This is a genomic window from Streptomyces sp. NPDC037421, assembly GCF_055602105.1.
Genome location: NZ_JBVJWV010000001.1, coordinates 525,619 through 547,875, shown reverse-complemented (window position 1 = coordinate 547,875; position 22,257 = coordinate 525,619). Strand labels below are relative to the sequence as shown.

The 22,257-nt window shown below is 74.5% G+C and carries 21 protein-coding genes; 12 read left to right on the top strand and 9 right to left on the bottom strand.

What is annotated here, in order from left to right:
- Nucleotides 1–30: 30 nt before the first annotated feature.
- The 4 genes from ACZ7IF_RS02420 to ACZ7IF_RS02405 all read left to right on the top strand — a co-directional run bounded on the left by ACZ7IF_RS02420 (nucleotide 31) and on the right by ACZ7IF_RS02405 (nucleotide 4,256).
- Nucleotides 31–735 (top strand): succinate dehydrogenase, encoded by a 705-nt coding sequence (locus tag ACZ7IF_RS02420; protein ID WP_470961690.1) that lies wholly within the window; start codon nucleotides 31–33, stop codon nucleotides 733–735.
- A 2-nt stretch (nucleotides 736–737) separates the two neighbouring features.
- Complete coding sequence (locus ACZ7IF_RS02415; protein WP_470961687.1) at nucleotides 738–2,690, top strand: fumarate reductase/succinate dehydrogenase flavoprotein subunit; 1,953 nt, start codon at nucleotides 738–740, stop codon at nucleotides 2,688–2,690.
- Nucleotides 2,687–3,427, top strand: a complete 741-nt coding sequence (locus ACZ7IF_RS02410; protein ID WP_470961684.1) for a succinate dehydrogenase/fumarate reductase iron-sulfur subunit — start codon at nucleotides 2,687–2,689, stop codon at nucleotides 3,425–3,427. Before ACZ7IF_RS02415 ends, ACZ7IF_RS02410 begins: the two co-directional genes overlap by 4 nt.
- Before the next feature lie 166 nt (nucleotides 3,428–3,593).
- The gene (locus ACZ7IF_RS02405; protein WP_470961681.1) at nucleotides 3,594–4,256 is read left to right on the top strand and encodes a hypothetical protein; all 663 of its coding nucleotides are present in this window, start codon (nucleotides 3,594–3,596) and stop codon (nucleotides 4,254–4,256) included.
- A 173-nt stretch (nucleotides 4,257–4,429) separates the two neighbouring features.
- Here the strand turns inward: ACZ7IF_RS02405 and ACZ7IF_RS02400 are convergent, their stop codons facing one another.
- Nucleotides 4,430–6,838, bottom strand: coding sequence for an excinuclease ABC subunit UvrA (locus ACZ7IF_RS02400; RefSeq protein WP_470961679.1), 2,409 nt, complete (start codon nucleotides 6,836–6,838; stop codon nucleotides 4,430–4,432).
- Nucleotides 6,839–6,861: 23 nt separating this feature from the next.
- Nucleotides 6,862–7,860: an MsnO8 family LLM class oxidoreductase gene (locus ACZ7IF_RS02395; protein ID WP_470961676.1), complete on the bottom strand. Its 999-nt coding sequence runs from the start codon at nucleotides 7,858–7,860 to the stop codon at nucleotides 6,862–6,864.
- Between the two features lie 77 nt (nucleotides 7,861–7,937).
- Between ACZ7IF_RS02395 and ACZ7IF_RS02390 the strand changes: the two genes are divergently transcribed.
- Nucleotides 7,938–8,432 carry a phosphatase domain-containing protein gene (locus ACZ7IF_RS02390; RefSeq protein ID WP_470961673.1) on the top strand — a complete coding sequence of 165 codons (495 nt, stop codon included), beginning with the start codon at nucleotides 7,938–7,940 and terminating at the stop codon, nucleotides 8,430–8,432.
- 84 nt (nucleotides 8,433–8,516) lie between these two features.
- On the opposite strand, the gene ACZ7IF_RS02385 is transcribed toward ACZ7IF_RS02390, so the two are convergent.
- Entirely contained in the window at nucleotides 8,517–8,732 is a 216-nt protein-coding gene (locus tag ACZ7IF_RS02385; protein ID WP_405982935.1) for a dodecin, read from the bottom strand.
- A 165-nt stretch (nucleotides 8,733–8,897) separates the two neighbouring features.
- Between ACZ7IF_RS02385 and ACZ7IF_RS02380 the strand changes: the two genes are divergently transcribed.
- The 3 genes from ACZ7IF_RS02380 to ACZ7IF_RS02370 all read left to right on the top strand — a co-directional run bounded on the left by ACZ7IF_RS02380 (nucleotide 8,898) and on the right by ACZ7IF_RS02370 (nucleotide 12,094).
- Nucleotides 8,898–10,160, top strand: a complete 1,263-nt coding sequence (locus tag ACZ7IF_RS02380) for an extracellular solute-binding protein (RefSeq protein WP_470961671.1) — start codon at nucleotides 8,898–8,900, stop codon at nucleotides 10,158–10,160.
- A 165-nt stretch (nucleotides 10,161–10,325) separates the two neighbouring features.
- Nucleotides 10,326–11,135: a GNAT family N-acetyltransferase gene (locus tag ACZ7IF_RS02375; RefSeq protein ID WP_470961668.1), complete on the top strand. Its 810-nt coding sequence runs from the start codon at nucleotides 10,326–10,328 to the stop codon at nucleotides 11,133–11,135.
- Entirely contained in the window at nucleotides 11,132–12,094 is a 963-nt protein-coding gene (locus tag ACZ7IF_RS02370) for a lysophospholipid acyltransferase family protein (protein ID WP_470961667.1), read from the top strand. Before ACZ7IF_RS02375 ends, ACZ7IF_RS02370 begins: the two co-directional genes overlap by 4 nt.
- Here the strand turns inward: ACZ7IF_RS02370 and egtD are convergent.
- The 4 genes from egtD to egtA are packed head-to-tail and all read right to left on the bottom strand — an operon-like array spanning nucleotide 11,986 to nucleotide 16,398.
- Nucleotides 11,986–12,951 (bottom strand): L-histidine N(alpha)-methyltransferase, encoded by a 966-nt coding sequence (gene egtD, locus ACZ7IF_RS02365; protein WP_470961665.1) that lies wholly within the window; start codon nucleotides 12,949–12,951, stop codon nucleotides 11,986–11,988. The two genes, ACZ7IF_RS02370 and egtD, sit on opposite strands and share 109 nt — an antisense overlap.
- A complete protein-coding gene (gene egtC / locus ACZ7IF_RS02360; RefSeq protein ID WP_470961662.1) occupies nucleotides 12,948–13,706 on the bottom strand; it encodes an ergothioneine biosynthesis protein EgtC in 759 nt (252 codons plus the stop codon). The genes egtD and egtC overlap by 4 nt, the downstream gene beginning before the upstream one ends.
- A complete protein-coding gene (gene egtB / locus ACZ7IF_RS02355) occupies nucleotides 13,706–15,028 on the bottom strand; it encodes an ergothioneine biosynthesis protein EgtB (protein WP_470961660.1) in 1,323 nt (440 codons plus the stop codon). The genes egtC and egtB overlap by 1 nt, the downstream gene beginning before the upstream one ends.
- Nucleotides 15,025–16,398, bottom strand: coding sequence for an ergothioneine biosynthesis glutamate--cysteine ligase EgtA (gene egtA, locus ACZ7IF_RS02350; protein WP_470961659.1), 1,374 nt, complete (start codon nucleotides 16,396–16,398; stop codon nucleotides 15,025–15,027). The genes egtB and egtA overlap by 4 nt, the downstream gene beginning before the upstream one ends.
- Nucleotides 16,399–16,507: 109 nt before the next feature.
- Between egtA and ACZ7IF_RS02345 the strand changes: the two genes are divergently transcribed.
- Nucleotides 16,508–17,323 (top strand): TIGR02452 family protein, encoded by an 816-nt coding sequence (locus tag ACZ7IF_RS02345; protein WP_470961657.1) that lies wholly within the window; start codon nucleotides 16,508–16,510, stop codon nucleotides 17,321–17,323.
- Between the two features lie 262 nt (nucleotides 17,324–17,585).
- Nucleotides 17,586–18,533 carry a helix-turn-helix transcriptional regulator gene (locus ACZ7IF_RS02340; protein ID WP_470961656.1) on the top strand — a complete coding sequence of 316 codons (948 nt, stop codon included), beginning with the start codon at nucleotides 17,586–17,588 and terminating at the stop codon, nucleotides 18,531–18,533.
- A gap of 4 nt (nucleotides 18,534–18,537) precedes the next feature.
- Here ACZ7IF_RS02340 and ACZ7IF_RS02335 read toward each other — a convergent pair whose 3' ends face one another.
- The gene (locus ACZ7IF_RS02335) at nucleotides 18,538–19,002 is read right to left on the bottom strand and encodes a type II toxin-antitoxin system PemK/MazF family toxin (protein ID WP_470961653.1); all 465 of its coding nucleotides are present in this window, start codon (nucleotides 19,000–19,002) and stop codon (nucleotides 18,538–18,540) included.
- Between the two features lie 78 nt (nucleotides 19,003–19,080).
- Nucleotides 19,081–19,899, bottom strand: coding sequence for a class I SAM-dependent methyltransferase (locus ACZ7IF_RS02330; RefSeq protein WP_470961651.1), 819 nt, complete (start codon nucleotides 19,897–19,899; stop codon nucleotides 19,081–19,083).
- A 213-nt stretch (nucleotides 19,900–20,112) separates the two neighbouring features.
- Between ACZ7IF_RS02330 and ACZ7IF_RS02325 the strand changes: the two genes are divergently transcribed.
- Nucleotides 20,113–20,775: a GOLPH3/VPS74 family protein gene (locus ACZ7IF_RS02325; protein WP_470961649.1), complete on the top strand. Its 663-nt coding sequence runs from the start codon at nucleotides 20,113–20,115 to the stop codon at nucleotides 20,773–20,775.
- A 42-nt stretch (nucleotides 20,776–20,817) separates the two neighbouring features.
- A complete protein-coding gene (locus tag ACZ7IF_RS02320; protein ID WP_470961646.1) occupies nucleotides 20,818–22,170 on the top strand; it encodes a tetratricopeptide repeat protein in 1,353 nt (450 codons plus the stop codon).
- The last annotated feature ends 87 nt before the right edge of the window (nucleotides 22,171–22,257 follow it).

Here is a 22,257-nt window from a genome sequence, read left to right as displayed (position 1 = left end):
CTCGGGACCTTGGTCCTTACGGTCAATGGCATGGCTCTGGCAACGCGGACGGATCGACGGCCGTCCACCACGCGCACGCTCTGGGACTCCACCGTCGGCAAGAAGTCCGTGATGGCCGCTTCCGGCCTGGTGATGCTCGGCTACCTCGTCGTGCACATGCTCGGCAACCTGAAGATCTTCTTCGGGGCGGACGAGTTCAACGGCTACGCCCACTGGCTGCGCACCCTCGGCGCCCCCTTCCTGCACCACGAGTGGGCCCTGTGGATCGTCCGCGTCGTCCTGGTCGCCGCCGTCGTCGCCCACGCCGTCTGCGCCTACCAGCTCAGCCGCCGCGACATCAAGGCCCGGCCGGTCAAGTACGCCCGCAAGCGCCGCCGCGCGAGCTACGCCACCCGCACCATGCGCTGGGGCGGCGTCATCCTCGGCCTCTTCATCGTCTGGCACCTCCTCGACCTGACCACCCTCACCGTCAACGAGCGCGCCTGGGCCGGCCACCCCTACGAGAACGTCCTGGCGACCTTCTCCACCTGGTACGGCAACACCGTCTACATCGTGGCCATGGCCGCCCTCGGCCTCCACGTCCGCCACGGCTTCTGGAGCGCCGCCCAGACCCTCGGCGCGGGCAACGCCCGGCGCGACCGGACCCTGAAGTCCCTGGCCAACGCCCTGGCCCTCGTCCTCTTCGCGGGCTTCGTGTCCGTCCCCGTCGCCGTCATGACCGGAGTGGTGAGCTGACCATGAGCACCGAGTACGCCGCCTACACCACCGGCGGGCCCGTCCGCGACACCAAGGCCCCCGAGGGCCCGATCGCCGAACGCTGGGACCGCCGCCGCTTCGAGGCCAAGCTGGTCAACCCGGCCAACCGCCGCAAGCACACCATCATCGTCGTCGGCACCGGCCTGGCGGGCGGTGCCGCCGGCGCGACCCTCGCCGAGCAGGGCTACCACGTGGTCCAGTTCTGCTTCAGCGACTCCCCGCGCCGCGCCCACTCCATCGCCGCCCAGGGCGGCATCAACGCCGCCAAGAACTACCGCAACGACGGGGACTCCGTACACCGCCTCTTCTACGACACCGTCAAGGGCGGCGACTTCCGCGCCCGCGAGTCCAACGTCCACCGCCTCGCCCAGATCTCCGTGGAGATCATCGACCAGTGCGTGGCCCAGGGCGTCCCCTTCGCCCGCGAGTACGGCGGCCTCCTCGACACCCGCTCCTTCGGCGGCGTCCAGGTCTCCCGCACCTTCTACGCCCGCGGCCAGACCGGCCAGCAGCTGCTGCTCGGCGCCTACCAGGCGCTGTCCCGGCAGATCGCCGCCGGCAACGTCGAGATGCACGCCCGCACCGAGATGCTCGACCTGATCACCGTCGACGGGGTGGCCCGCGGCATCGTCGCCCGCGACCTGATCACCGGCAGCATCGACACCTACTACGCCGACGCCGTGGTCCTGGCCAGCGGCGGCTACGGCAACGTCTTCTACCTCTCCACCAACGCCATGAACTCCAACGCGACCGCCGTATGGCGGGCGCACCGGCGCGGCGCGTACTTCGCCAACCCCTGCTTCACCCAGATCCACCCCACCTGCATCCCGCGCACCGGCGACCACCAGTCCAAGCTCACCCTGATGAGCGAGTCCCTGCGCAACGACGGCCGCATCTGGGTCCCGAAGGCCAAGGGCGACAACCGCCCCGCCGCCGAGATCCCCGAGGCCGAGCGGGACTACTACCTGGAGCGGACCTACCCCTCCTTCGGCAACCTCGTCCCCCGCGACATCGCCTCCCGCGCCGCGAAGAACGTCTGCGACGAGGGCCGCGGCGTCGGCCCCGGCGGACAGGGCGTCTACCTCGACTTCGCCGACGCCATCCGCCGCATGGGCCGCGACAGGGTCGCCGAGAAGTACGGCAACCTCTTCGAGATGTACGAGCGGATCACCGCGGAGAACCCGTACGAGGTCCCGATGCGGATCTACCCCGCCGTCCATTACACGATGGGCGGCCTGTGGGTCGACTACGACCTCCAGACCACCGTCCCCGGCCTGTTCGCGATCGGCGAGGCCAACTTCTCCGACCACGGGGCCAACCGCCTCGGCGCCTCCGCCCTGATGCAGGGACTCGGCGACGGCTACTTCGTGCTCCCCTCCACCATCAACGACTACCTCGCCCGCCACCCCCACCAGCAGGCGGTGGACGACACCCACCCCCAGGCGCGGGAAGCGGTCCGCGAGACCCGCGAGCGGCTGGAACGGCTGCTGGCCGTCGACGGCGACCGCACCCCTGACTCCTTCCACCGCGAGATCGGCGAACTCATGTGGGAGTACTGCGGGATGGCCCGCACGGAGCAAGGGCTGCGCAAGGCCCTCGCCCGCATCCCCGAGATCCGCGAGGAGTTCTGGCGGCGGATCAAGGTCCCGGGCAGCGGCGAGGAGTTCAACCAGTCGCTGGAGAAGGCCAACCGCGTCGTCGACTACCTCGAACTCGCCGAGCTGATGTGCCTCGACGCCCTCCACCGCGCCGAGTCCTGCGGAGGCCACTTCCGCGAGGAGTCCCAGACCCCGGACGGCGAAGCCGCCCGCCGCGACGAGGAGTTCGGCTACGCCGCCGCCTGGGAGTACCAGGGCACCGGCGCCGCCCCCGTCCTGCACAAGGAAGACCTCGTCTTCGAGTACGTCCACCCCACCCAGCGGAGCTACGCATGAAGCTCACCCTGCGCGTCTGGCGCCAGCAGAACCCCGACGCCCCCGGCGCCATGGCCTCCTACCAGGTCGACGGCATATCGAAGGACATGTCCTTCCTGGAGATGCTCGACACCCTCAACGAGGACCTCATCCTGCGCGGCGAGGACCCGGTCGCCTTCGACCACGACTGCCGCGAGGGCATCTGCGGCGCGTGCAGCCTCGTCATCAACGGCGACGCCCACGGCCCCGAACGCACCACCACCTGCCAGCTCCACATGCGCTCCTTCGCCGACGGCGACACCATCGACGTCGAACCGTGGCGGGCCTCGGCCTTCCCCGTGGTCAAGGACCTCGTCGTGGACCGCAGCGCCTTCGACCGCATCATCCAGGCCGGCGGCTACATCACCGCCCCGACCGGCGCCGCCCCCGAGGCGCACGCCACCGCCGTGCCCAAGCCGGCCGCCGACTCCGCCTTCGAACACGCCGAGTGCATCGGCTGCGGCGCCTGCGTGGCGGCCTGCCCCAACGGCTCCGCGATGCTGTTCACCTCCGCCAAGATCAACCACCTGAACGTGCTCCCGCAGGGCTCGCCCGAGCGCGAGACGCGGGTCCTGGACATGGTGGCCCGGATGGACGACGAGGGCTTCGGCGGCTGCACCCTGACCGGCGAATGCGCGACCGCCTGCCCCAAGGGGATCCCCCTGCCGTCGATCGCCGCGATGAACAAGGAGTGGCTGCGGGCCCTGCGCAAGGCCTGACCGCCGCGGCGCCCCGCCCGGGCGCCGCCCCCGCACCGCCGTACGAGCCGCCCCCGGCCCCCTGCCTGGGCCGATCGGCTGACCCGATCCGCCGACCGGGCGCTCGTACGGGCCGTACGCCGCGCCGCGCCCGGCCCGGTCCGGCGCGTGGGGTTCAGTGGACCCCATGCCCCAAGCCCCCGCCGGGTCCGGACCGCGCCGCCGCACCGCGCTGGCCGCAGCCCTCGCCTGCCTGGCCGCGGCCGGCTGCACGGCCGAGGACACCGCGACCCGCAAGAGGCCGCACGGCCCCGCCCCCGGCCAGCCCGCCGCCAGGGACGCCCTCGTCATGGTGATCCGGCACGCGGAGAAGCCCTTCGCCGGAGCCGCCGGCGAGGACGACGAGGGCAACGAGGACCCCGGCTCCCTCGCCGGCCGGGGCCGCCGCCGCGCGGAAGAGCTGCCCCGGCTCTTCGGCCCGGCCCACAGTGCCCGGCTGCCCCGCCCGGCCGCGCTGTTCGCGACCGGCGGGCCGGGATCCGCCCCCGCCCGGTCCAGGCAGACCCTGGCGCCCCTGGCCGCCGCCCTGCGGATCCCCGTACGCGCGCAGTTCGCGCTCGGAGCCGAAACCGGCCTGGCCCGGGCGGCGTTGGAGGCCCGGACACCCGTACTCGTGTGCTGGGAGGCCGCCGGCATCCCCCGCCTGGTCCACGCCCTCGGAGCCCACCGCGTCCTCGGCGTCCCCGCCGCCTGGCCCGACCGCTACGACCTCGTCTGGACGCTCACCCGCACGCGCGGCGAGTGGGCCTTCCGCGAACTCCCGCAGGAGCTGCTGCCCGGAGACGCCTGAGACACGCCTAGGTCCTGTCCGGGCGATCTTCGTGGATCAGGCCGCGGGGTCTGGTGCGGTGCATCGCAAGGCGGAGGAGCGCAGCTCGTACTCGGCCGTACTCGCGCGCTCCGACAACGCGGCGAGGTGCCGTGCCGGACGTCGCGGGCCCGCGAAGATCGCCCGGACAGGGCCTAGAGCCCCAGCGCCCGCGCCAGGTACGGGGCCGTGCGGGCGTCCGGCGAGGCGGCCACCACCGAGGGCGGGCCCGCGGCCGTGATCCGGCCGCCCTCCGTCCCGCCGCCCGGACCCAGGTCGATGACCCAGTCCGCGCCCGCCACCACCTCCATGTCGTGCTCCACGACCACCACCGAGTGCCCCGCGTCCACCAGCCCGTGCAACTGCCGCAGCAGCACCCGCACATCGGCCGGGTGCAGCCCCGTCGTCGGCTCGTCCAGCAGGTACAGGGTGTGGTCGCGGCGCAGCCGCTGGAGCTCCGTCGCCAGCTTGATGCGCTGCGCCTCCCCGCCCGACAGCTCCGTCGCGGGCTGCCCCAGCCGCAGGTAGCCCAGGCCGATGTCCTCCAGCGCCCGCAGGCTGCGCGCCGCCGCCGGGACCTCCGCGAAGAACCCTGCCGCCGCTTCCACGGTCAGGCCCAGCACCTCCGCGATGGTCAGCCCCGCGTAACGCACCTCCAGCGTCTCGGAGTTGTACCGGGCGCCCGCGCAACTCGGGCACGGGGCGTACGTACTGGGCAGGAACAGCAGCTCCACCGAGACGAAGCCCTCGCCCTGGCAGGTCTCGCAGCGCCCGCCCGGCACGTTGAAGGAGAACCGGCCCGCCTTCCAGCCGCGCGCCCGCGCCTCGGGAGCCGCCGTGAACAGCTTGCGGACGACGTCGAACAGGCCCGTGTACGTGGCCAGGTTGGAGCGCGGGGTCCGCCCGATCGGCTTCTGGTCCACCTCCACCAGCCGCCGCACCGGGAAGTCCGCCCCGGCCAGCCGCCCGGCGACCTCGCCCGCCAGCACCTGCCCCACCAGCGTGGACTTCCCCGAACCGGACACCCCCGTCACCGCCGTGAACACCCCGAGCGGGAACTCCACGTCCACGCCGCGCAGGTTGTGCCGGTCCACGCCCGAGAGGCGGATCCCGCCGGTGGCCGCGCGCGGGGTCCGCCCCCGGCCGGGGCCGGACGGCGCGAACAGGTGCCGTGCCGTCGCCGACTCCGCGACGCCCGCCAGCTCCGCCGGAGGCCCGCTGTACAGCACCCGGCCGCCGTGCTCCCCGGCCAGCGGCCCCACGTCCACCACCCAGTCGGCGCGGCGCACCACGTCCAGGTGGTGCTCCACGACGAAGACGGTGTTCCCCGCCCGCTTCAGCCGTTCCAGTACGCCGAGCAGCGCCTCGGTGTCCGCCGGGTGCAGCCCCGCCGACGGCTCGTCGAGCACGTACACCACGCCGAACAGCCCCGACCGCAGCTGGGTGGCCAGCCGAAGCCGCTGGAGCTCGCCCGCCGACAGGCTCGGCGCGGTCCGGTCCAGGCTCAGGTAGCCGAGCCCGAGCTCCGCGACCGGCGCGATCCGCGCCCGCAGGTCCCCGGCCAGCACCCGCGCCGCCTCACCCTCAAGGCGTGCGCTCGCCAGTACGCCGTCCAGTTCGCTCAGCGCCAGCGCCGCCAGCTCCGCGATCGTGCGGCCCGCGAACGTCACGGCCAGGGCCTCCGGCCGCAGCCTGCGCCCCTCGCACGCCGGGCACGGGGTGTCGGTGAGGAACTTCTCCGCGCGCGCCCGCAGGGTGGCGCTCTTGGTGTCGGAGAAGGTCCGCATCACATAGCGGTGGGCGCTCATGTACGTGCCCTGGTAGGGCCGTTGGATCCGGTCGGCCTCCCGCACCGGGTGCACGGTGACCACCGGCTGCTCGTCGGTGAACAGGATCCACTCGCGGTCCTCGGCCGGCAGCTCCCGCCAGGGCCGGTCCACGTCGTGGCCGAGCACGCCGAGGATGTCGCGCAGGTTCTTGCCCTGCCAGGCGCCCGGCCAGGCGGCGATGGCACCCTGACGGATGGACAGATCCGGGTCCGGTACGAGGAGTTCCTCGCTGGTGCGGTGGATCCGGCCCAGCCCGTGGCAGGAAGGGCAGGCGCCCGCGGCCGTGTTGGGGGAGAAGGCGTCCGAGTCGAGCCGCCCGGCGCCCGGCGGGTAGCTGCCGGCCCGCGAGTACAGCATCCGCAGGGAGTTGGAGAGCAGTGTCACCGTCCCCACCGAGGACCGCGAACCCGGGGCGGAACGGCGCTGCTCCAGGGAGACCGCGGGCGGCAGCCCGGTCACCGAGTCCACCTTCGGGGCGCCGATCTGGTGGATCAGCCGCCGGGCGTAGGGGGCGACCGACTCGAAGTACCGCCGCTGTGCCTCGGCGTAGAGGGTGCCGAAGGCCAGGGAGCTCTTCCCGGAGCCGGAGACCCCGGTGAAGACGGTCAGGGTGTCGCGCGGGATGTCCACGTCCACCCCGCGCAGGTTGTGCTCCCGGGCGCCGCGCACCCGTACGCAGGGATCGGGGGCGTCCGGCCGGCCGGGCTCGGCGGGGATGTCGGGGGAGTGGTGCATTCGCCCCAGTTTAGAGCCCCGGCTCAGGTCCGGCCCAGCCCGGTGATCCGGGCCAGCCGGGTGAAGGAGTCCAGCAGGGCCGTGCGGTCGTACGTGGAGGTGGTGACCAGCAGCTCGTCCGCCCCGGTGGTCTCCGCGACCCCGGCCAGGGCGGCGGCCACCTGCGGCTCCGTACCGGCGATGTGCCCGGCGAGGCCGCCCTGGTACAGCTCCCGCTCCCGGGGGGTCATCTCCAGCGCCGCGACCTCCTCGGCCGGGCGCAGGGGCGGGAAGCTGCCCCGGGTCCGGGACCGGGTGAGGGACCAGGCCTCCGGGAGCAGGATCCGCCGGGCGGCCTCCTCGGTGGCGGCTACCGCGACCGTCCCGGAGACCACCACGTACGGCTCCGCCGCCCACGGGGACGGCCGGAACTCCTCGCGGTACCGGCGCACCGCCTCCGCGACCTTGGCGCGGCCGCGCAGGTCGCCGACCACCACCGGGAGCCCGGCCCGGGCGGCGATCCCCGCACCCTCGCCGGTGGCCAGCACGAAGGGCGGGATCCGCAGCCCCTCGGCGGGACGGGCGTGCACCTCGGGGTGGGCGCGCTGGGTGCCGTCGATCCACCCGAGCAGCTCGGCCAGCCGCTCCTCGAAGCGGTCGGCGTCGGCGGTGTCCCGGCCCAGGGCGCGGCGGATGCCGCCGGTGAAGCCGACGGAGCGGCCGAGGCCCATGTCGATCCGGCCGGGGAACAGGGCCTCCAGGACCCCGAACTGCTCGGCTATGACCAGGGGTTGGTGGTTGGGCAGCATCACCCCGCCGGTCCCGACCCGGATCCGCCGGGTGGCGGCGGCGACGGCGGCGGCCAGCACCGTGGGCGCGGAGCCGGCGACCCCGGGCACGCTGTGGTGCTCCGACACCCAGAAGCGGTGGTAGCCCAGCTCGTCCGCCGCGCGGGCCAGCTCCACGGTGTCGCGCAGGGCTTGCGGGGCGGTGTGCCCCTCGCGGGTGCGGGACCGGTCGAGTATCGAGACTTTTCGGATCACACCCGTCTCAACGCGCGGCGGCGGCGGTGATTCCCCGGCTCGGTCGGGTTGTCGTACCGGCCGCCTAGGCTGCGGGGATGACACAGACCCCGCCCCGCCGTCCGCTGGCCGTCTTCGACATCGACAACACCCTCGCGGACACCAGTCACCGCCAGCACTTCCTGGAGGGCCGGCCCCGCGACTGGGCGGGCTTTTTCGGCGCGGCGCCGGCCGATCCGCCGCTCGCCCGGGGCGTGGCGCTGGCGGTGGAGAGCGCGGCCGACTGCGAGGTGGTGTACCTGACCGGCCGGCCCGAGCGCTGCCGGGCCGACACCGCCGACTGGCTGGCCCGGCACGGGCTGCCGGAGGGCCGGGTGTGGATGCGCGGCAACCAGGACCGGCGTCCGGCCCGGGTGACGAAGCTTGAGGTGCTCCGGCGCATCGCCCGGGGGCGCGAGGTGCGGGTGCTGGTCGACGACGACGAACTCGTCTGCGAGGCCGCCCGTGCGGCCGGGTTCCGGGTGCTGCTCGCGGACTGGGCCGCGGACGCGCCGGAACTCAAGCAGGCGCAGGAGGGCGAGGGCCGCACCTGACCGGCCCGCCGGTCCGCGGCCGCGCCGGTGCCCGCCCGGACCGTGAGGGCGGGCGCCGGCGTCCGGCCCGCCCGCCCTCGGTCCTCAGTCCTCGCCGTCGAGGCGGAAGCCCACCTTCAGCCCGACCTGGTAGTGCGCGACCTGCCCGTTCTCGATGTGTCCGCGCACCTGTGTGACCTCGAACCAGTCCAGGTTGTGCAGGGTCTGCCCCGCACGCGCGATCCCGTTCCGGATGGCCTGATCGATGCCCTCGGGGGAGGTGCCGACGATCTCGGTCACCCGGTAGGTGTGGTTGGACATGGGGGTCTCCCGCCAGTCGTCGCTGTTGCCTTGTTCCACGGTGCCCCAGTAAGCCCCGGTCCGCGAACTTTGCGTGAACAATCCCGGGTGAAAGGGGGTTGACCCGCCCATTGGTCTATGCCAATTTCAAGCCATCTGAGATCCATCCCCAGAAGGTGACCCCCCGTGAAGATGCGCTTCCTCGCCGTGTGCACCGCCCTCGCGGCCGCGACCGCCCTGACCGGCTGCGGCCAGTCGGCGGGATCCGGCGGGGGCTCCGACAAGGTGACCCTGTGGCTGATGAAGGGGAGCGCCTCCGAGGACTTCATCGCGAGGTTCACGGCCGACTTCGAGAAGCAGCACCCCGGCATCGACCTGGAAGTGAGGATCCAGGAGTGGAAGGGGATCGGCGACAAGGTCAACTCCGTCCTCAGCGGCAAGGCCAAGGACGGCGCCGACGTCATCGAGGTCGGCAACACCCAGGTCGCCCAGTACGTCGAGACCGGCGGCGTCTGCGAAGTCACCCTCGAAGGCCTGCGGGAATGGGGCAGCAAGGACTGGCTCAAGGGCCTCTCCGACCCGGGAAGCGTCAACGGGGCCCAGTACGGCGTCCCGTGGTACGCCGCCAACCGGGTGGTGATCTACAACAAGGACCTGTTCGCGGCCGCCGGGATCAAGACCCCGCCCAGGAACCGCCAGGACTGGATCGCCGCCACCCAGAAGCTCGACAAGGGCGACCAGCAGGGCATCTACCTGCCCGGCCAGAACTGGTACGTCCTCGCCGGGTTCGTCTGGGACGAGGGCGGCGACCTCGCCGTCGAGACCGGCGGCCAGTGGGTCGGAGCCCTCGATGACGAGAAGGCCCTCGCCGGAATGGACTTCTACAAGCAGCTCCAGGCCCTCGGCGACGGCCCCAGGGGCGGCGACGAGGAGACGCCCCCGCAGTCCGAGGTCTTCGCCCGCGGGCAGGTCGCCCAGATCATCGCCACCCCCGGCCAGGTCGCCCAGATCGAGGCCGCCAACCCCGCGCTCAAGGGCAGGCTCGGCTTCTTCCCCATCCCCGGCAAGACCGCCGACAAGGCGGGCTCCGTCTTCACCGGCGGATCCGACCTGATCATCCCGGAGAAGACCGGCAACCGGGCCCGCGCCGTGGACGTGATCACCGCCCTGGTCAGCGAGAAGTGGCAGACCGAACTCGCCCGCAGCATGAGCTACGTCCCCAACAAGACCACCCTCGCCCGCGTGGTCGAGGGCAACGACGGCGCCGCCGCCATGGCCCCCGGCGCCGCCCAGGGCCGTGCCACCCCGAAGTCCGCGCGCTGGGCCGAGGTCGAGGCCAACAACCCGATCAAGCCGTACATGACGGCCGTGCTCGGCGGCCAGGACCCCCGCCAGGCGGCGAAGACGGCCTCCGACACCATGAGCCGGGTCCTCAACTCCGACCGCTGACCCCTCCGGCCAGCGAACCCGCCGGGGCACCAACCGCCGAGTTCAGCCTCCGCACATCCGGGAGCCGCCGATCGGTCATGTCGAATCCAGCCGGTCACGGAAGAAGTAGAGGAGCCGGGCCCACCACCTGCGGCCCGGCTCCCCGTGCCCGGATCAGGAGCAGCCATGACCATCGCCCCCCTGTCCCCGTCCCCCCTCGCACACCCAGCCCCGGCCGCCGCCCCCACGGCTCCCGCGGCACCCACCGCCCCCCGCTACACCGTCCGCCTCGCCCGCGACGAGGACGAGGTCCGCGCCGCCCAGCGGCTGCGCCACCAGGTCTTCGCCGGAGAGCTCGGCGCCCGCCTCGACGGCCCCGAGCCCGGCCTGGACGCCGACGCCTTCGACGCGTACTGCGACCACCTCCTCGTCCTCGACGAGGAGACCGGGCAGGTCGTCGGAACCTACCGGCTGCTGCCGCCGGAGCGCGCCGCCGTCGCCGGACGCCTCTACTCCGAGGGCGAGTTCGACCTCACCGCCCTCGCCCCGATCCGCCCCGACCTGGTCGAGGTCGGCCGCTCCTGCGTCCACCCCGACCACCGCAACGGCGCCGTCATCGCCCTGATCTGGGCCGGCCTGGCCCGCTACATGGAACGCACCGGTCACAACTGGCTCGCCGGGTGCTGCTCGATACCGCTGGCCGACGGCGGGGTGCTGGCCGCCGCCACCCGCGAGACCGTCCTCGCCCGCAACCTCGCCCCGCAGGAGTACCGCGTCACCCCGCACCTGCCCTGGAGCCCCGAGGGGATCACCGTGCCCGGCCGCATGGAGCTGCCGCCCCTGCTGCGCGGCTACATCCGCCTGGGCGCCTGGGTCTGCGGGGAGCCGGCCTTCGACGCCGAGTTCGGCTGCGCCGACCTGTACGTGCTGCTCTCCCTGCGCCGGACCAACCCGCGCTACCTGAACCACTTCCTCTCGCTCGCCCCGGGCGCATGAGCACCTGGCTGCCCACCTCCCCCTGCACCCCCGAGGCCTGCGCCGGCCACCCGGGGGCGAGCGCGAGCGCGGCCCGCGCGGTGCTCCGGCTCGCCACCGCCCTCGCCCTGGTCCTGCTCGCCGTCCCGGCCGCCCCGCCGGTCCGGCTGCTCCCCGCCGGGCCCAGGCGCGCCCTGGTCCGGGCCTGGTCCGCCGCGCTCGTGCGGTCGATGGGGATACGGATCACCGTGCACGGCATCCCGGGCCCGGACGGGGGCCGCCTGATCGTCGCCAACCACATCTCCTGGCTGGACATCCCGCTCGTCGCCGCCGTCCTGCCCAGCCGGATGCTGGCCAAGAGCGAGATCGGCGCATGGCCGGTGCTCGGCCCGCTCGCCGCCCGGGCGGGCACCCTGTTCATCGAACGCGACCGGATACGGGCCCTGCCCCGCACGGTCGCGGCCCTCGCCGGCGCGATGCTGGCCGGGGACCGGGTCACCGTCTTCCCCGAGGGCTCCACCTGGTGCGGGCGGGCCCAGGGGCCCTTCCGGCGGGCCGCGTTCCAGTCGGCGCTGGACGCGCGGGTACCCGTACAGCCCGTGCGGATCGCGTACCGGCTGGCGAACGGGGGGCTCGCCGGGGCGCCCGCCTTCGTCGGGGAGGACCCGCTGACCGCCTCCCTGTGGCGGATCGCCCGGGCGCGCGGGGTGCGGGCCGAGGTACGGCTGCTGCCCCGCATCCCGCCCGGACGCCACACCGACCGCCGCGAACTGGCGGCGGCGGCGCGGCGGGCCGTACTCGGCGCCCCCGGGCGGGAGCTGCCGCTGCTGACGGGCGTACCCGCGCAGCAGCGGCCCGGCGGGGAGCCGGATCAGCCCCCGGCCACCGACAGGGACAGCGCGAAGCGGCCCGCCGCGTCCGTCCACCAGTGCGTCAGCTCAAGCCCGGCTCCGGCCAGCTCCTTGCGCACCCCGTCCTGACGGAACTTCGCGGAGATCTCCGTCAGGATGTCCTCGCCCGCCTCGAACGGAACCAGCAGGTCCAGCCCCCGGACCTTGACCGTCACCGCCTGCCGGGCCCGCAGCCGCATCTCGATCCACTCCTGCTCCCGGTTCCACACCGCCACGTGGTCGAAGCCGGCGGTGTGGAAGTCCGCGCCCAGCTCCCGGTCGATCACCGCCAGCACGTTCTTGTTGAACTCCGCCGTCACCCCCTGCGCGTCGTCGTACGCCGCCACCAGCACCGCCTCGTCCTTCACCAGGTCGGTGCCCAGCAGCAGCGCGTCCCCGGGCGACAGCATGGCCCGTACGGACGCCAGGAACACCGCCCGCTCCGGCGGCAGCAGATTGCCGATCGTGCCGCCCAGGAACACCACCAGCCGGGGTCCCTCGGAGTCCGGCAGGTGCAGCGGCTTCGTGAAGTCGGCCAGCAGCGCGTGCACCCGCAGGCCCGGATGCCGCGCCGGCAGCAGCTCGCCCGCGCCGGTCAGGGCGCTCTCGCTCACGTCCACCGGTACGTACGTCCGCAGCGCGGGCATCGCCTCGATCAGGTGCCGGGTCTTCTCCGAGGAGCCGGAGCCCAGCTCCACCAGGGTGCGCGCCCCGCTCGCCGCCGCGATCTCCCCGGCCCGCTCCAGCAGGATCTCCCGCTCGGCACGGGTCGGGTAGTACTCCGGCAACCGGGTGATCTCCTCGAAGAGCTCACTGCCCCGGGCGTCGTAGAACCACTTCGGCGGCAGCTCCTTCGGGAAGCGGGTCAGTCCGTTCAGGACGTCGCCGCGCAACGCCTCGTCGGCAGCGTGCTCGTCCAGGGTCCGGGTCAACTGGAAATCGCTCACGGGGAGGTCTCCTTGAGGGGGGTCAGGGCGACCCGCGTGCGGGTTGCGGTCAGCAGGGTCCGGTCGGGCACCTCGCACCAGCGGGCGTCGTCGTCATGGGGCTCGGACGCCACGACCACGCGCCCCGCAGCCGGGTCGGCCAGGTACCAGAGGGAGTCGCCCCAGGCGGTCGCCGCGATCGCGGAGCCGTCGGTCAGCAGCAGGTTCAGCCGGGAGCCCGGAGCCGCCGCGGACAGCTCGCGGACCGGCTCCGCCAGGGCGGTGCCCACGTCGTCGCCCTGCCGCAGCCGGCGCAGCACCAGCGCCCAGACCAGCGCCGAATCCGTGCGCGCCGCCAGCTGGAGCAGCTCCCGCGGCGGCAGGGCGGCGGCGAGCGGGCCCGCCGCGTCGGGCCAGTCCCGCACGGCCCCGTTGTGACTGAACAGCCACGGCCCCGAGGCGAAGGGCGCCGCGGCGGCCTCCCCGTCCGCCCCCGGCAGCGTGGCGTCGCGTACGGCGGCCAGGAACGCGCCGCTGCGCACCACCCGGGTGAGGTCGGCGAAGGTCAGGTCGCCCCAGACGGGCCCGGCACGCCGGTAGCGGGCCGGCACCGGATCGCCCTCGGCGTACCAGCCGACGCCGAAGCCGTCCGCGTTGACGGTGCCGAACCGCTGGCGGCGCGGCTGCCAGGACTGGCGGACCAGGGAGTGCTCGGGCTCGCTCAGCAGCCGCTCCAGGGCCACCGCCGGCCCCAGATAGGCGAGGTGGCGGCACATCAGACGTCCCTCGCGGTGCGGAAGCCGCAGAAGATCTGCCGCCGCACGGGAAGGTCCCAGTTGCGGAAGGTGCCCCGGCAGGCGACCGGGTCCACGGCGAAGGAGCCGCCGCGCAGCACCTTGTGCGCCGGGCCGAAGAACACCTCCGAGTACTCCCGGTAGGGGAAGGCGCGGAAGCCGGGGTAGGGCAGGAAGTCCGAGGCCGTCCACTCCCACACGTCGCCGATCAGCTGGCGCACCCCGAGCGGGGAGGCCCCGGCCGGGTAGCCGCCCGCCGGGGCCGGACGCAGGTGGCGCTGGCCCAGGTTGGCGTGCGCGGGGGTCGGGTCGGCGTCGCCCCAGGGGTAGCGGCGGGAGCGGCCGGAGGCCGGGTCGTGGCGGGCGGCCTTCTCCCACTCGGCCTCGGTGGGCAGCCGGCGGCCCGCCCAGCGGGCGTACGCGTCCGCCTCGTACCAGCTCACGTGCAGAACCGGTTCTTCTTCGGGGACGGGCTCGGTCACCCCGAAGCGGCGGCGCAGCCACTGGCCGCCCTCGCGGTGCCAGAACAGCGGGGCCCCGATGTCGTGCGCCCGGACCTGCTCCCAGCCCTCGGGGGCCCACCAGCGGGGCTCGCGGTAGCCGCCGTCCGCGATGAAGGCCTGATAGGCGGCGTTGGTCACCGGGACCGTGTCGATCCAGAAGGACGCCACCTCCCGTACGTGCGCGGGCCGTTCGTTGTCCAGCGCCCAGGGCTCGGTGGAGGTGCCCATGGTGAACGGGCCGCCCGGGACGAGGACTTCGGCCGCCGCCGGCGGCGGGCCCTGCGGAGGATCCGGGTCCGGTGCGGCCAGCACCGGTGCGCCTGCCCGTAGCTGATGGGTGATCAGCATCGTCTCGTCGTGCTGCTGTTCGTGCTGGGCGATCATCCCGAACACGAAGCCCTCGTCGAGCAGCGCCGTACCCTCCAGCGGAGTGCGCTCCAGCAGGGCGAAGACGCGGCCGCGCACCTCGGCCGCGTACCGGCGGGCCGCCTCCGGGCCCAGCAGGGGCAGCTTCGGCCGCTCGGAGCGCGGATGCTCGAAGGCGTCGTACAGGGAGTTGATCTCCGGGTGCATGGACTCCCGGCCGGCCACCCGGCCCAGCAGCCACAGCTCCTCCTGGTTCCCGATGTGCGCCAGGTCCCAGACCAGCGGGGACATCAGGGGGGAGTGCTGCGCGGTCAGGTCCCGGTCGCTCACCACGTCGGTCAGCGCGGCGGTACGGGCCCGGGCCGCGGTCAGGGCGGCCGCGGCGCGCTCGCGCAGCAGCTCGGGGTGGATCCCGGGGCGGGTCTCGGCGGTCACGGGCGCTGTCCCTTCGCGGCGGTCGGCCGGCGCCGGTGTTCTCCCGGGCCGGTTCCGGCGGTGGCGGTGGCGGTGGCGTGCGCCTTGACGGCTTCGGCTTCGGCTTCGTCGGCGGGGCAGCGCCCGTGCCGTACGTAGCGCTCCGCGAAGGCCCCCACCGCGTCCTGGACCTCCCTGCCCGCCCCGAGCCGGGGCAGCGCCGCGCCCGCCGCCCGGAAGCACGCGGCGGCGGCCGCGCGCAGCTCCGGATCGGCGAGCCCCGACCGGGCGGCGGTCCGCCACAGGGGGTTGCGCGGCGCGCACCGGGGTCCGTACGTGTCGGCCAGCGCCTTCACCGCCCGGTAGGCGGTCTCGGAGGCCTCCGGGTCGTCGAAGAGCGCGTGCACGAGCGCGACCGGGACCAGCCAGCCGTCCTCGCCCGGCTGCGCGTCGATCATCCGCAGCTCCAGGTGGCCGCGCGGCCGGACGGGCGGGAAGAGGGTGGTGAGGTGGTACCCCAGGTCCTCGGCGGTGGGCCGCCGCCCCGTGTCCGTACGCGGCCCCGTGCGCAGCCAGTCGCGGAAGCTCAGCCCGCTCGGCACCGTCCAGGGGCCGTCGCCGGGCGCGCGTACGCACATCACCTCGGTGTCCAGCGCGTGCCGGACCCAGCCGGCCCGGGGCTCGGCCGTCAGCGGCGGGGCGAGCGCGCGCCGCGGGTCGATGTCGCTCCAGATCCCCTGCCGGGCGCACCGCCAGCCCCGGTAGGGGCCTTCGCGGCCGGGGGAGTTGGCGAAGGCGGCCACCAGCACGGCGCCCAGCAGGTGGGCGAGGTGCCAGCGCCGGCCGTGCCCGAGCGGGCCGGGCTCCTCGTGGCCGGCGTCCACGCAGACCTGTACGGAGGCGGAGGAGCGCATCATGGCGCGCCCGGCGGGGCCGGTGCGGTCGAAGTAGGCCTCCATCGCGTCGTAGCGCGGGCTGGCCAGCAGGCGGTCGAGCGGTGCCCGGGGGTCCTGGCCGAGGCCGCGCAGGACGAGGCCCTGGCCGTGCAGGGCGCCGCGGACGGCGGCGAGGTCGGCCCGCAGGCCGTCCAGGCAGGCGGTGAGGGAGTCGGCGGGGGCCGAGCTGAGTTCCAGCTGGCCGCCGGGCTCGACGGTGAGACGGGAGTTCAGGGGCAGTGCGGCCGCGGCCGCGTGGGCGGCGGTCAGCCTCTCGGGGGGCAGTGTCAGCCAGGGCCGCTCGGCGTCCAGGACGAGCCATTCGAGTTCGGCGCCGAGGAGGCGGGGCGGTCCGGTCTTGAAGCAGATGCCGTGGACGAGGTCCTCGGCGGCCGCCTCGGTCAGGGGGGTCTGATCGGCGTTCTGGGCGAATGGAGCGGGCGAGTTCTCGGGCATGACCGGAACCTCGTCTCCTGTCGTCGGCCGTGATGTCACCCGTGCCCTACCCCTCATCGGAGCGCTAATTCCTTTGCCGTCCCGGGGCCATGGGGCCGAGGATTCCGGCGTGAGCAGCAGATTGCGCGAGATCGCGCGGGAGAACGCACTGATCGCGGCGTCCGGGGAGTACCGGACGCGGTCGGGGCGGCGGGTCTCCCTCGCCGCCGACCTGGCGGAAGCCAAGGCCGGAACAAGAATATATGGGCCAAGTCGGGTCATACCGGACGGTGAGTCCGTCCGGGGAGGCCGCGCGACGGTCTTCGAGGTCACGGGGGAGAGCAGCACGGTCGCGGCGCGCCGCCTCGCGGGGGAAGGCGGCACGGCGGTCCTGAACTTCGCCTCGGCCCGCAATCCCGGGGGCGGGTACGTCCGCGGGGCCAAGGCCCAGGAGGAGGCCCTGTGCCGCGCCTCGGCCCTGTACGAGACCCTGCTGGAGGCCCCGGAGTACTACGAGGTCCACCGCGCGGGAAAGAGCACCTTCTACACCGACCGGGTGATTCACTCCCCCGGGGTGCCGGTCTTCCGCGACGACCGGGGCGAACTGCTGGACACCCCGTTCCGCGCCGGGTTCCTCACCTCCCCCGCCCCGAACGCGGGCACCATCCGCCGCCAGGAGCCGGAGCGCGCGCACGAGATCCCGGCCGCCCTGGCCCGGCGGGCCGGGCTGGTCCTGGAGGTGGCCGCACTGCACGGGTACCGGCGGCTGGTGCTGGGCGCGTGGGGGTGCGGGGTGTTCCGGAACGACCCGGCGCAGGTGGCGGAGGCCTTCCGGGCGGCCCTGACCGGCCGCTTCGCGGGGACCTTCGAGCGGGTCGTGTTCGGCATCCTGGACCGCGACCCCCGCACCCGCGAGGCCTTCGCCGCGGCCTTCGACGGCCGCTGACCGGCGCGGCCCCGGGCGCGCGGGTCAGCGTACGACCTTGATCCCGAACGGGCTCCCGAATCCGAGGGCGAAGCCGATGGCGCCGTGCAGGCGGGCGTTGCACCTCCATGCCGCGGGGGACGCCGGGGGGCCCGGGCGGCGCCGCCGGTTCCGAGAACAGCGATCTTCATGGGGTTCCTCCCGCTTCGCTCCGTCTGGACAAGTCCAGGGCAGGAGCACTTCAGGACAGGACATGTCCTTTGACCCGGGCACAGTGGAACCCATGACGAGCGACATGACCGTACGCATGCTCCGGCTGCTGTCCCTGCTGCAGACCCGGCGGGAATGGCCCGGCACCGACCTGGCGGGCCGGCTGGAGGTCACCGTCCGCACCGTCCGCCGCGACATCGACCGGCTGCGGCAGCTGGGCTACCCCGTCGACAGCACCCGCGGCCACGCCGGCGGCTACCGGCTGGCCGCCGGCACCGACCTGCCGCCGCTGCTCCTGGACGACGAGGAGGCCGTAGCGGTCACGGTCGCCCTGCGCACCGCCGCGGGCGGCCTCACCGGCATGGAGGAGACCGCCCTGCGGGCGCTGGCCAAGCTGGAACAGGTCCTCCCGCGCCGCCTGCGCGGGCAGGTCGGCGCCCTCCAGGCCTCCCTGGCCGGCATCACCTGGGAGGACCGCGGGCCCCGGATCGACCCCGCCCTGCTGACCACGCTCGCCGCCGCCTGCCGCGACCACGAGGTCCTCACCTTCACCTACACCACCCGCCAGGGCCCGCCCGCGCCGCGTCGGGTGGAGCCCTGCCACGTGGTGGCCTCCGGCGGCCTCTGGTACCTCCTCGCCCACGACACCGGCAAGGAGGACTGGCGCCTCTTCCGGCTCGACCGCATCACCGACCCCGCCGCCACCGGCCGGCGCGTCCCGGCGCGCGAGGTACCCGGCGGCGACCCGGCCGCCTTCACCGCCCAGCGCCTGACGGCGGCCCCGACCCGCCACCGGGCCGTCGCGACCGTCGAGTGCCCGGCCGGGCGCCTGAGCCGCCTGGGTACCCGCGTCCGCCCCGTCACCGCCGCCACCTGCCGCGTCGACGCCTCCGACGACTTCCTGCCCCGCATCGCCCGTACCCTGGCGGGCCTCGACGCGGACTACGTCCTGGACGCCGACTCGGCGGTCCTCGCCCACCTCCGGGCGGCGGCGCACCGGATGCTGGCCGCGGCGGGCTGAGGGACTACTGCCAGCCGTAGCGCTCGCGCAGGCGGTCCGCCACCAGGCGGAAGCGGGGGAGGTCCAGCGCGCAGGCCTCGCGGCGCATGCCCGACTCGTGGACCCGCAGCACCCGGTCCAGGTCCACCCAGGACTCCCGGCCCGCGCCGTCCCAGGGGCCCGAGCCGATCGGCACCCACTCCCGGTCGCGGTCGTGCCGCTTGCTGGAGAGCTGGACGGCGAGCAGCGTCGCCCCGCCCCCCTCGCGCGCGACCACCAGCACCGGGCGGTCCTTGCCCCGCCCGTCGTTCTCCTCGAAGGGGACCCAGGTCCACACGATCTCGCCGGGATCGGGATCCCCGTCCGGGTCCGGGGCGTACTCGGTGCGGACCGGGCCGATGGCGCGGGGATCGGCCTCGGTGGTGGCGGTGAGGCCGTCCCGGCCGGGCTGCTCGACGTGGCTGCTGCCGTGGTGCGAAAGTGCCGTCATGCGGGCGAGGTTAGTGGTTCCCGCCACGGCCGCGGGCCACGAGCGGCGCGCGCCGTCCCGTACGGGATGACGCGGGGCTCACCGCACCCGGGCGAGGAAGAGGTCGCTGAAGTGCTCCATGGCGATGCCGCCGCCGTGGGCGTCCAGGACCCGGGCGGTGTCCGCGAGGACCTGTTCCCGCCGGCCGGGGGAGAGGACGCGGTAGCGCGAGGGCGAGGCCAGGTAGCGCTCGGTGTCGTAGTACCGGTCCTGCCGGTGGCGGACGCCGCGCAGGCCGGTGAAGCGGCCGTCTCGGCGGCACTCGTCCTCGGGCCAGCCCGGCAGCCCCGCCCAGTTCCCGGCCGCGTCGCCGTAGGAGGACGCCGGCTCGCCGTGCGGAGTGCCGGTCATCCCGTGGCGGGCGTCCAGCTCCGCCAGGGCGGCGTGCACCCGGGGGTCGCGTACCCCTTGCGGGTTCCAGAACAGCGCGACCGCCCCGCCGGGCGCGAGCGCGGTGCGGGCCAGGTCCCAGTGCCGCTCCGGGTCCACCCGGTGCCAGGACGCGGCGGCCGGCAGCAGCCCGAACCGCCGCCCGCCCGGCCGCCACTCCTCGAACCCGCCCACGTGGACCCGGACCCCCGGGAAGCGGGAGGTGTTGCGGCGCAGCACCTCCGCCATGCGCGGGTCGGGCTCGACGCACACGAGCGGCGTGCCCAGCTCGGCGAACGCCACCGTGGCCTTGCCGGTGCCCGCGCCGACCTCCAGCGCCGTACGGCCGCCCAGCTCCGCGTAGGCCAGCACGTCCGCCACCAGGGCGTCCGCGTACCCCGGGCGCGCGGCGTCGTAGAGCTCGGCCACCTCGCCGAACACCTGGCGGCGCGCCATGTCGACCGGCTCCACGTCGTCGTGCACGCCCATGTACGCGAACTCCCCCTTCGGATCCCGTCCGAGATCGACGATCCACCCGATCCACCCGATCGACCCGCCGTGAGCACAGGCGGACCGGGCGCGCGGGCGGCCGGCCGCCTCCGACTCGCGCCGGAGAATCCGGGAGCGCCGGGGGAACTCCGCCCGGCCGCCGGGCGTCTCACCTGTCGAGAGGACGATCACGGAGCGTGCGGGGGTAGCGGTATGGCGATCACACTGGCGGAGGAGATCGTGCTGCTCTCGCTGGACGACGAGTCCGGCTCGGCGCAGCAGCGGCAGGCGGCCGGCTGGGCCGTCGCCGGGGGGTTCCTGTTCGAACTGGTCCTGGCCGAACGGGTCTCCGTCAACGGCAAGGACCTCACGGTGACGGACCCGACCCCGACCGGGGAGCCGCTGCTCGACGGCCGCGCGGAGCTGATCGGGACCTGGCTGCGGGGGCGCGGCCGGCACCGTGCGACGGACTGGCTGACGAAGGACCAGCCCAAGGCCGTCACCGCGGCCGTGCAGCGCCTCTGCGAGCGCGGGGTGATCGTGGAGGAGAAGCGCAAGGTCCTCGGGATGTTCCCGGTGCGCCGCTACCCGGAAGCGGACGGCACGATCGAGCGCGAGCTGCGCGCCCGCCTCGCCGCCGTAGTGCTGGACGGCGAGGAGCCGGACACCCGGACGGCCGGCCTCATCGCACTGATCCACGCTGCCAAACTGCACGGCCTGGCCTTCCCCGACGGCCCGCGCAAGGCGGTGGCCGCGCGGATGGCGGAGATAGCCGACGGCCAGTGGGCGGCCGAGAGCGTCCGCACCGCGATCCGCGACACGCAGGCGGCGATGGCCGCGATCACGGTGGCGACGACGACCGCGACCATCATCTGAGGCCCGAACCGCGCACGTGCCCGGCCGCTTAGGGTGCACCACATGGACTCCGCAGTACTCGACCAACGGACCCGCATGCACCGGGACTGCGTACCGCCCGACCTCGTCGAGCGGCTCCTCGACCTCGGGCACGCCGACCTCGTGCGCGCGCAGGCCCTGGCGGAGGACGGCGACTGGTTCTGCGCCCGGGCCTGGGCACGCCGCCTGGCCGGGCAGGGCGAACCCGAAGAGGCCCTTGCCGTGCTGGCCCCCTACCTCGCGACGGGCTGGTTCACCGCGGCCGCGGAAGCCGCCCGGCTGCTCGACGCGGAGGGCCGGGGCGAGGAGGCCATCGGCCTGCTGCGCCCCTTCGCGCTGGAGGGGGAGCGGTCCGCGCTGCGGGAGCTGGCGCCGCTGCTGGCCCGCCACGGCCGGGCCGAGGAGGCGTACGCACTGCTCGTGCCGCACCTCGCGGACTGGTACCTGGCCGAACCGCTGGCCGACGTGGCCCTCGCGCTGGGCCGGGGCGACGAGGTCGCGGAGCTGCTGGCCGCCCGGATCGCGCCGGGCCGCCCGTGCGACCGGTGCGGCAGCCCGGAGTGCGGCGGACGCCACCTGGCGCCGTTCAACGCGGTGAACCTCATCGCGTCCGTCCGCGAGCGGCAGGGCCGCACGCAGGAAGCCTTCGATGTGCTGTACGCGCACGGCCCGGTCCCGGTCAACAACCGGGACCCGCTCGCCGAACTCCTCGTAAGACACGGCCGGATCGACGAACTCCGCGCCTACGCGGCCGACGGAGACCACCCGTCGGCGGTCCGCCGGCTGGCGGAGTTCCTGGAGGAGCGGGGGGACGTGGCGGGCGCGGCCGAGGTCTACCGGCCGCACGCGGAACAGGACTTCGGGCACGCCCGGACCCTGCTCGCGCAACTCCTCGCCCGGCACGGCCGGGGCGGCGAGGCCATCGAGGTGATGCGGGCCCGCGAAACCCACGACGACTGCTCCCTCGACCTGCTGTGCGGGCTGTTCGCCGCCGAGGGCCGGGCCGAGGAGGGCCTCGCCCACCTGGACGCCCTCAAGGCCCGGCGCGGCGAGGAGGAATGGGAACTGTTCCGGCTGCGGGGCCCGCTGATGGCGGCCTGCGGGCGGCTGGACGAGGCGGCCGAGCAGGCCCGCGCGCACCCCGAGGGCGCGAGCTGGTACGCGGTGGAGGAACTGGCCCGCCTCTTGGCCGGCTCCGGCCGCCCGGAGGAAGCCGTAGCCCTCCTGGAGACCGACCGCACGCAGCACCGCCGGACCCTCGCCCCGTTCCTGGTGGAACTGGGCCGCCCGGAGGAGGCCGTCACCCTCCTGCGCACCCCGCTCCCCGAAGTCCCCCCGCCGGTGCCCTGGGGCTACAGCGACTGCCCGCCGTTCTAGTGCCGTGGGGGGGGGGGGGGGGGGGGGGGGGGGGGGGAGCCGCCAGGTGGAGGACAGAACCCCAACAAAGACAAAAAGGCAGCGGGG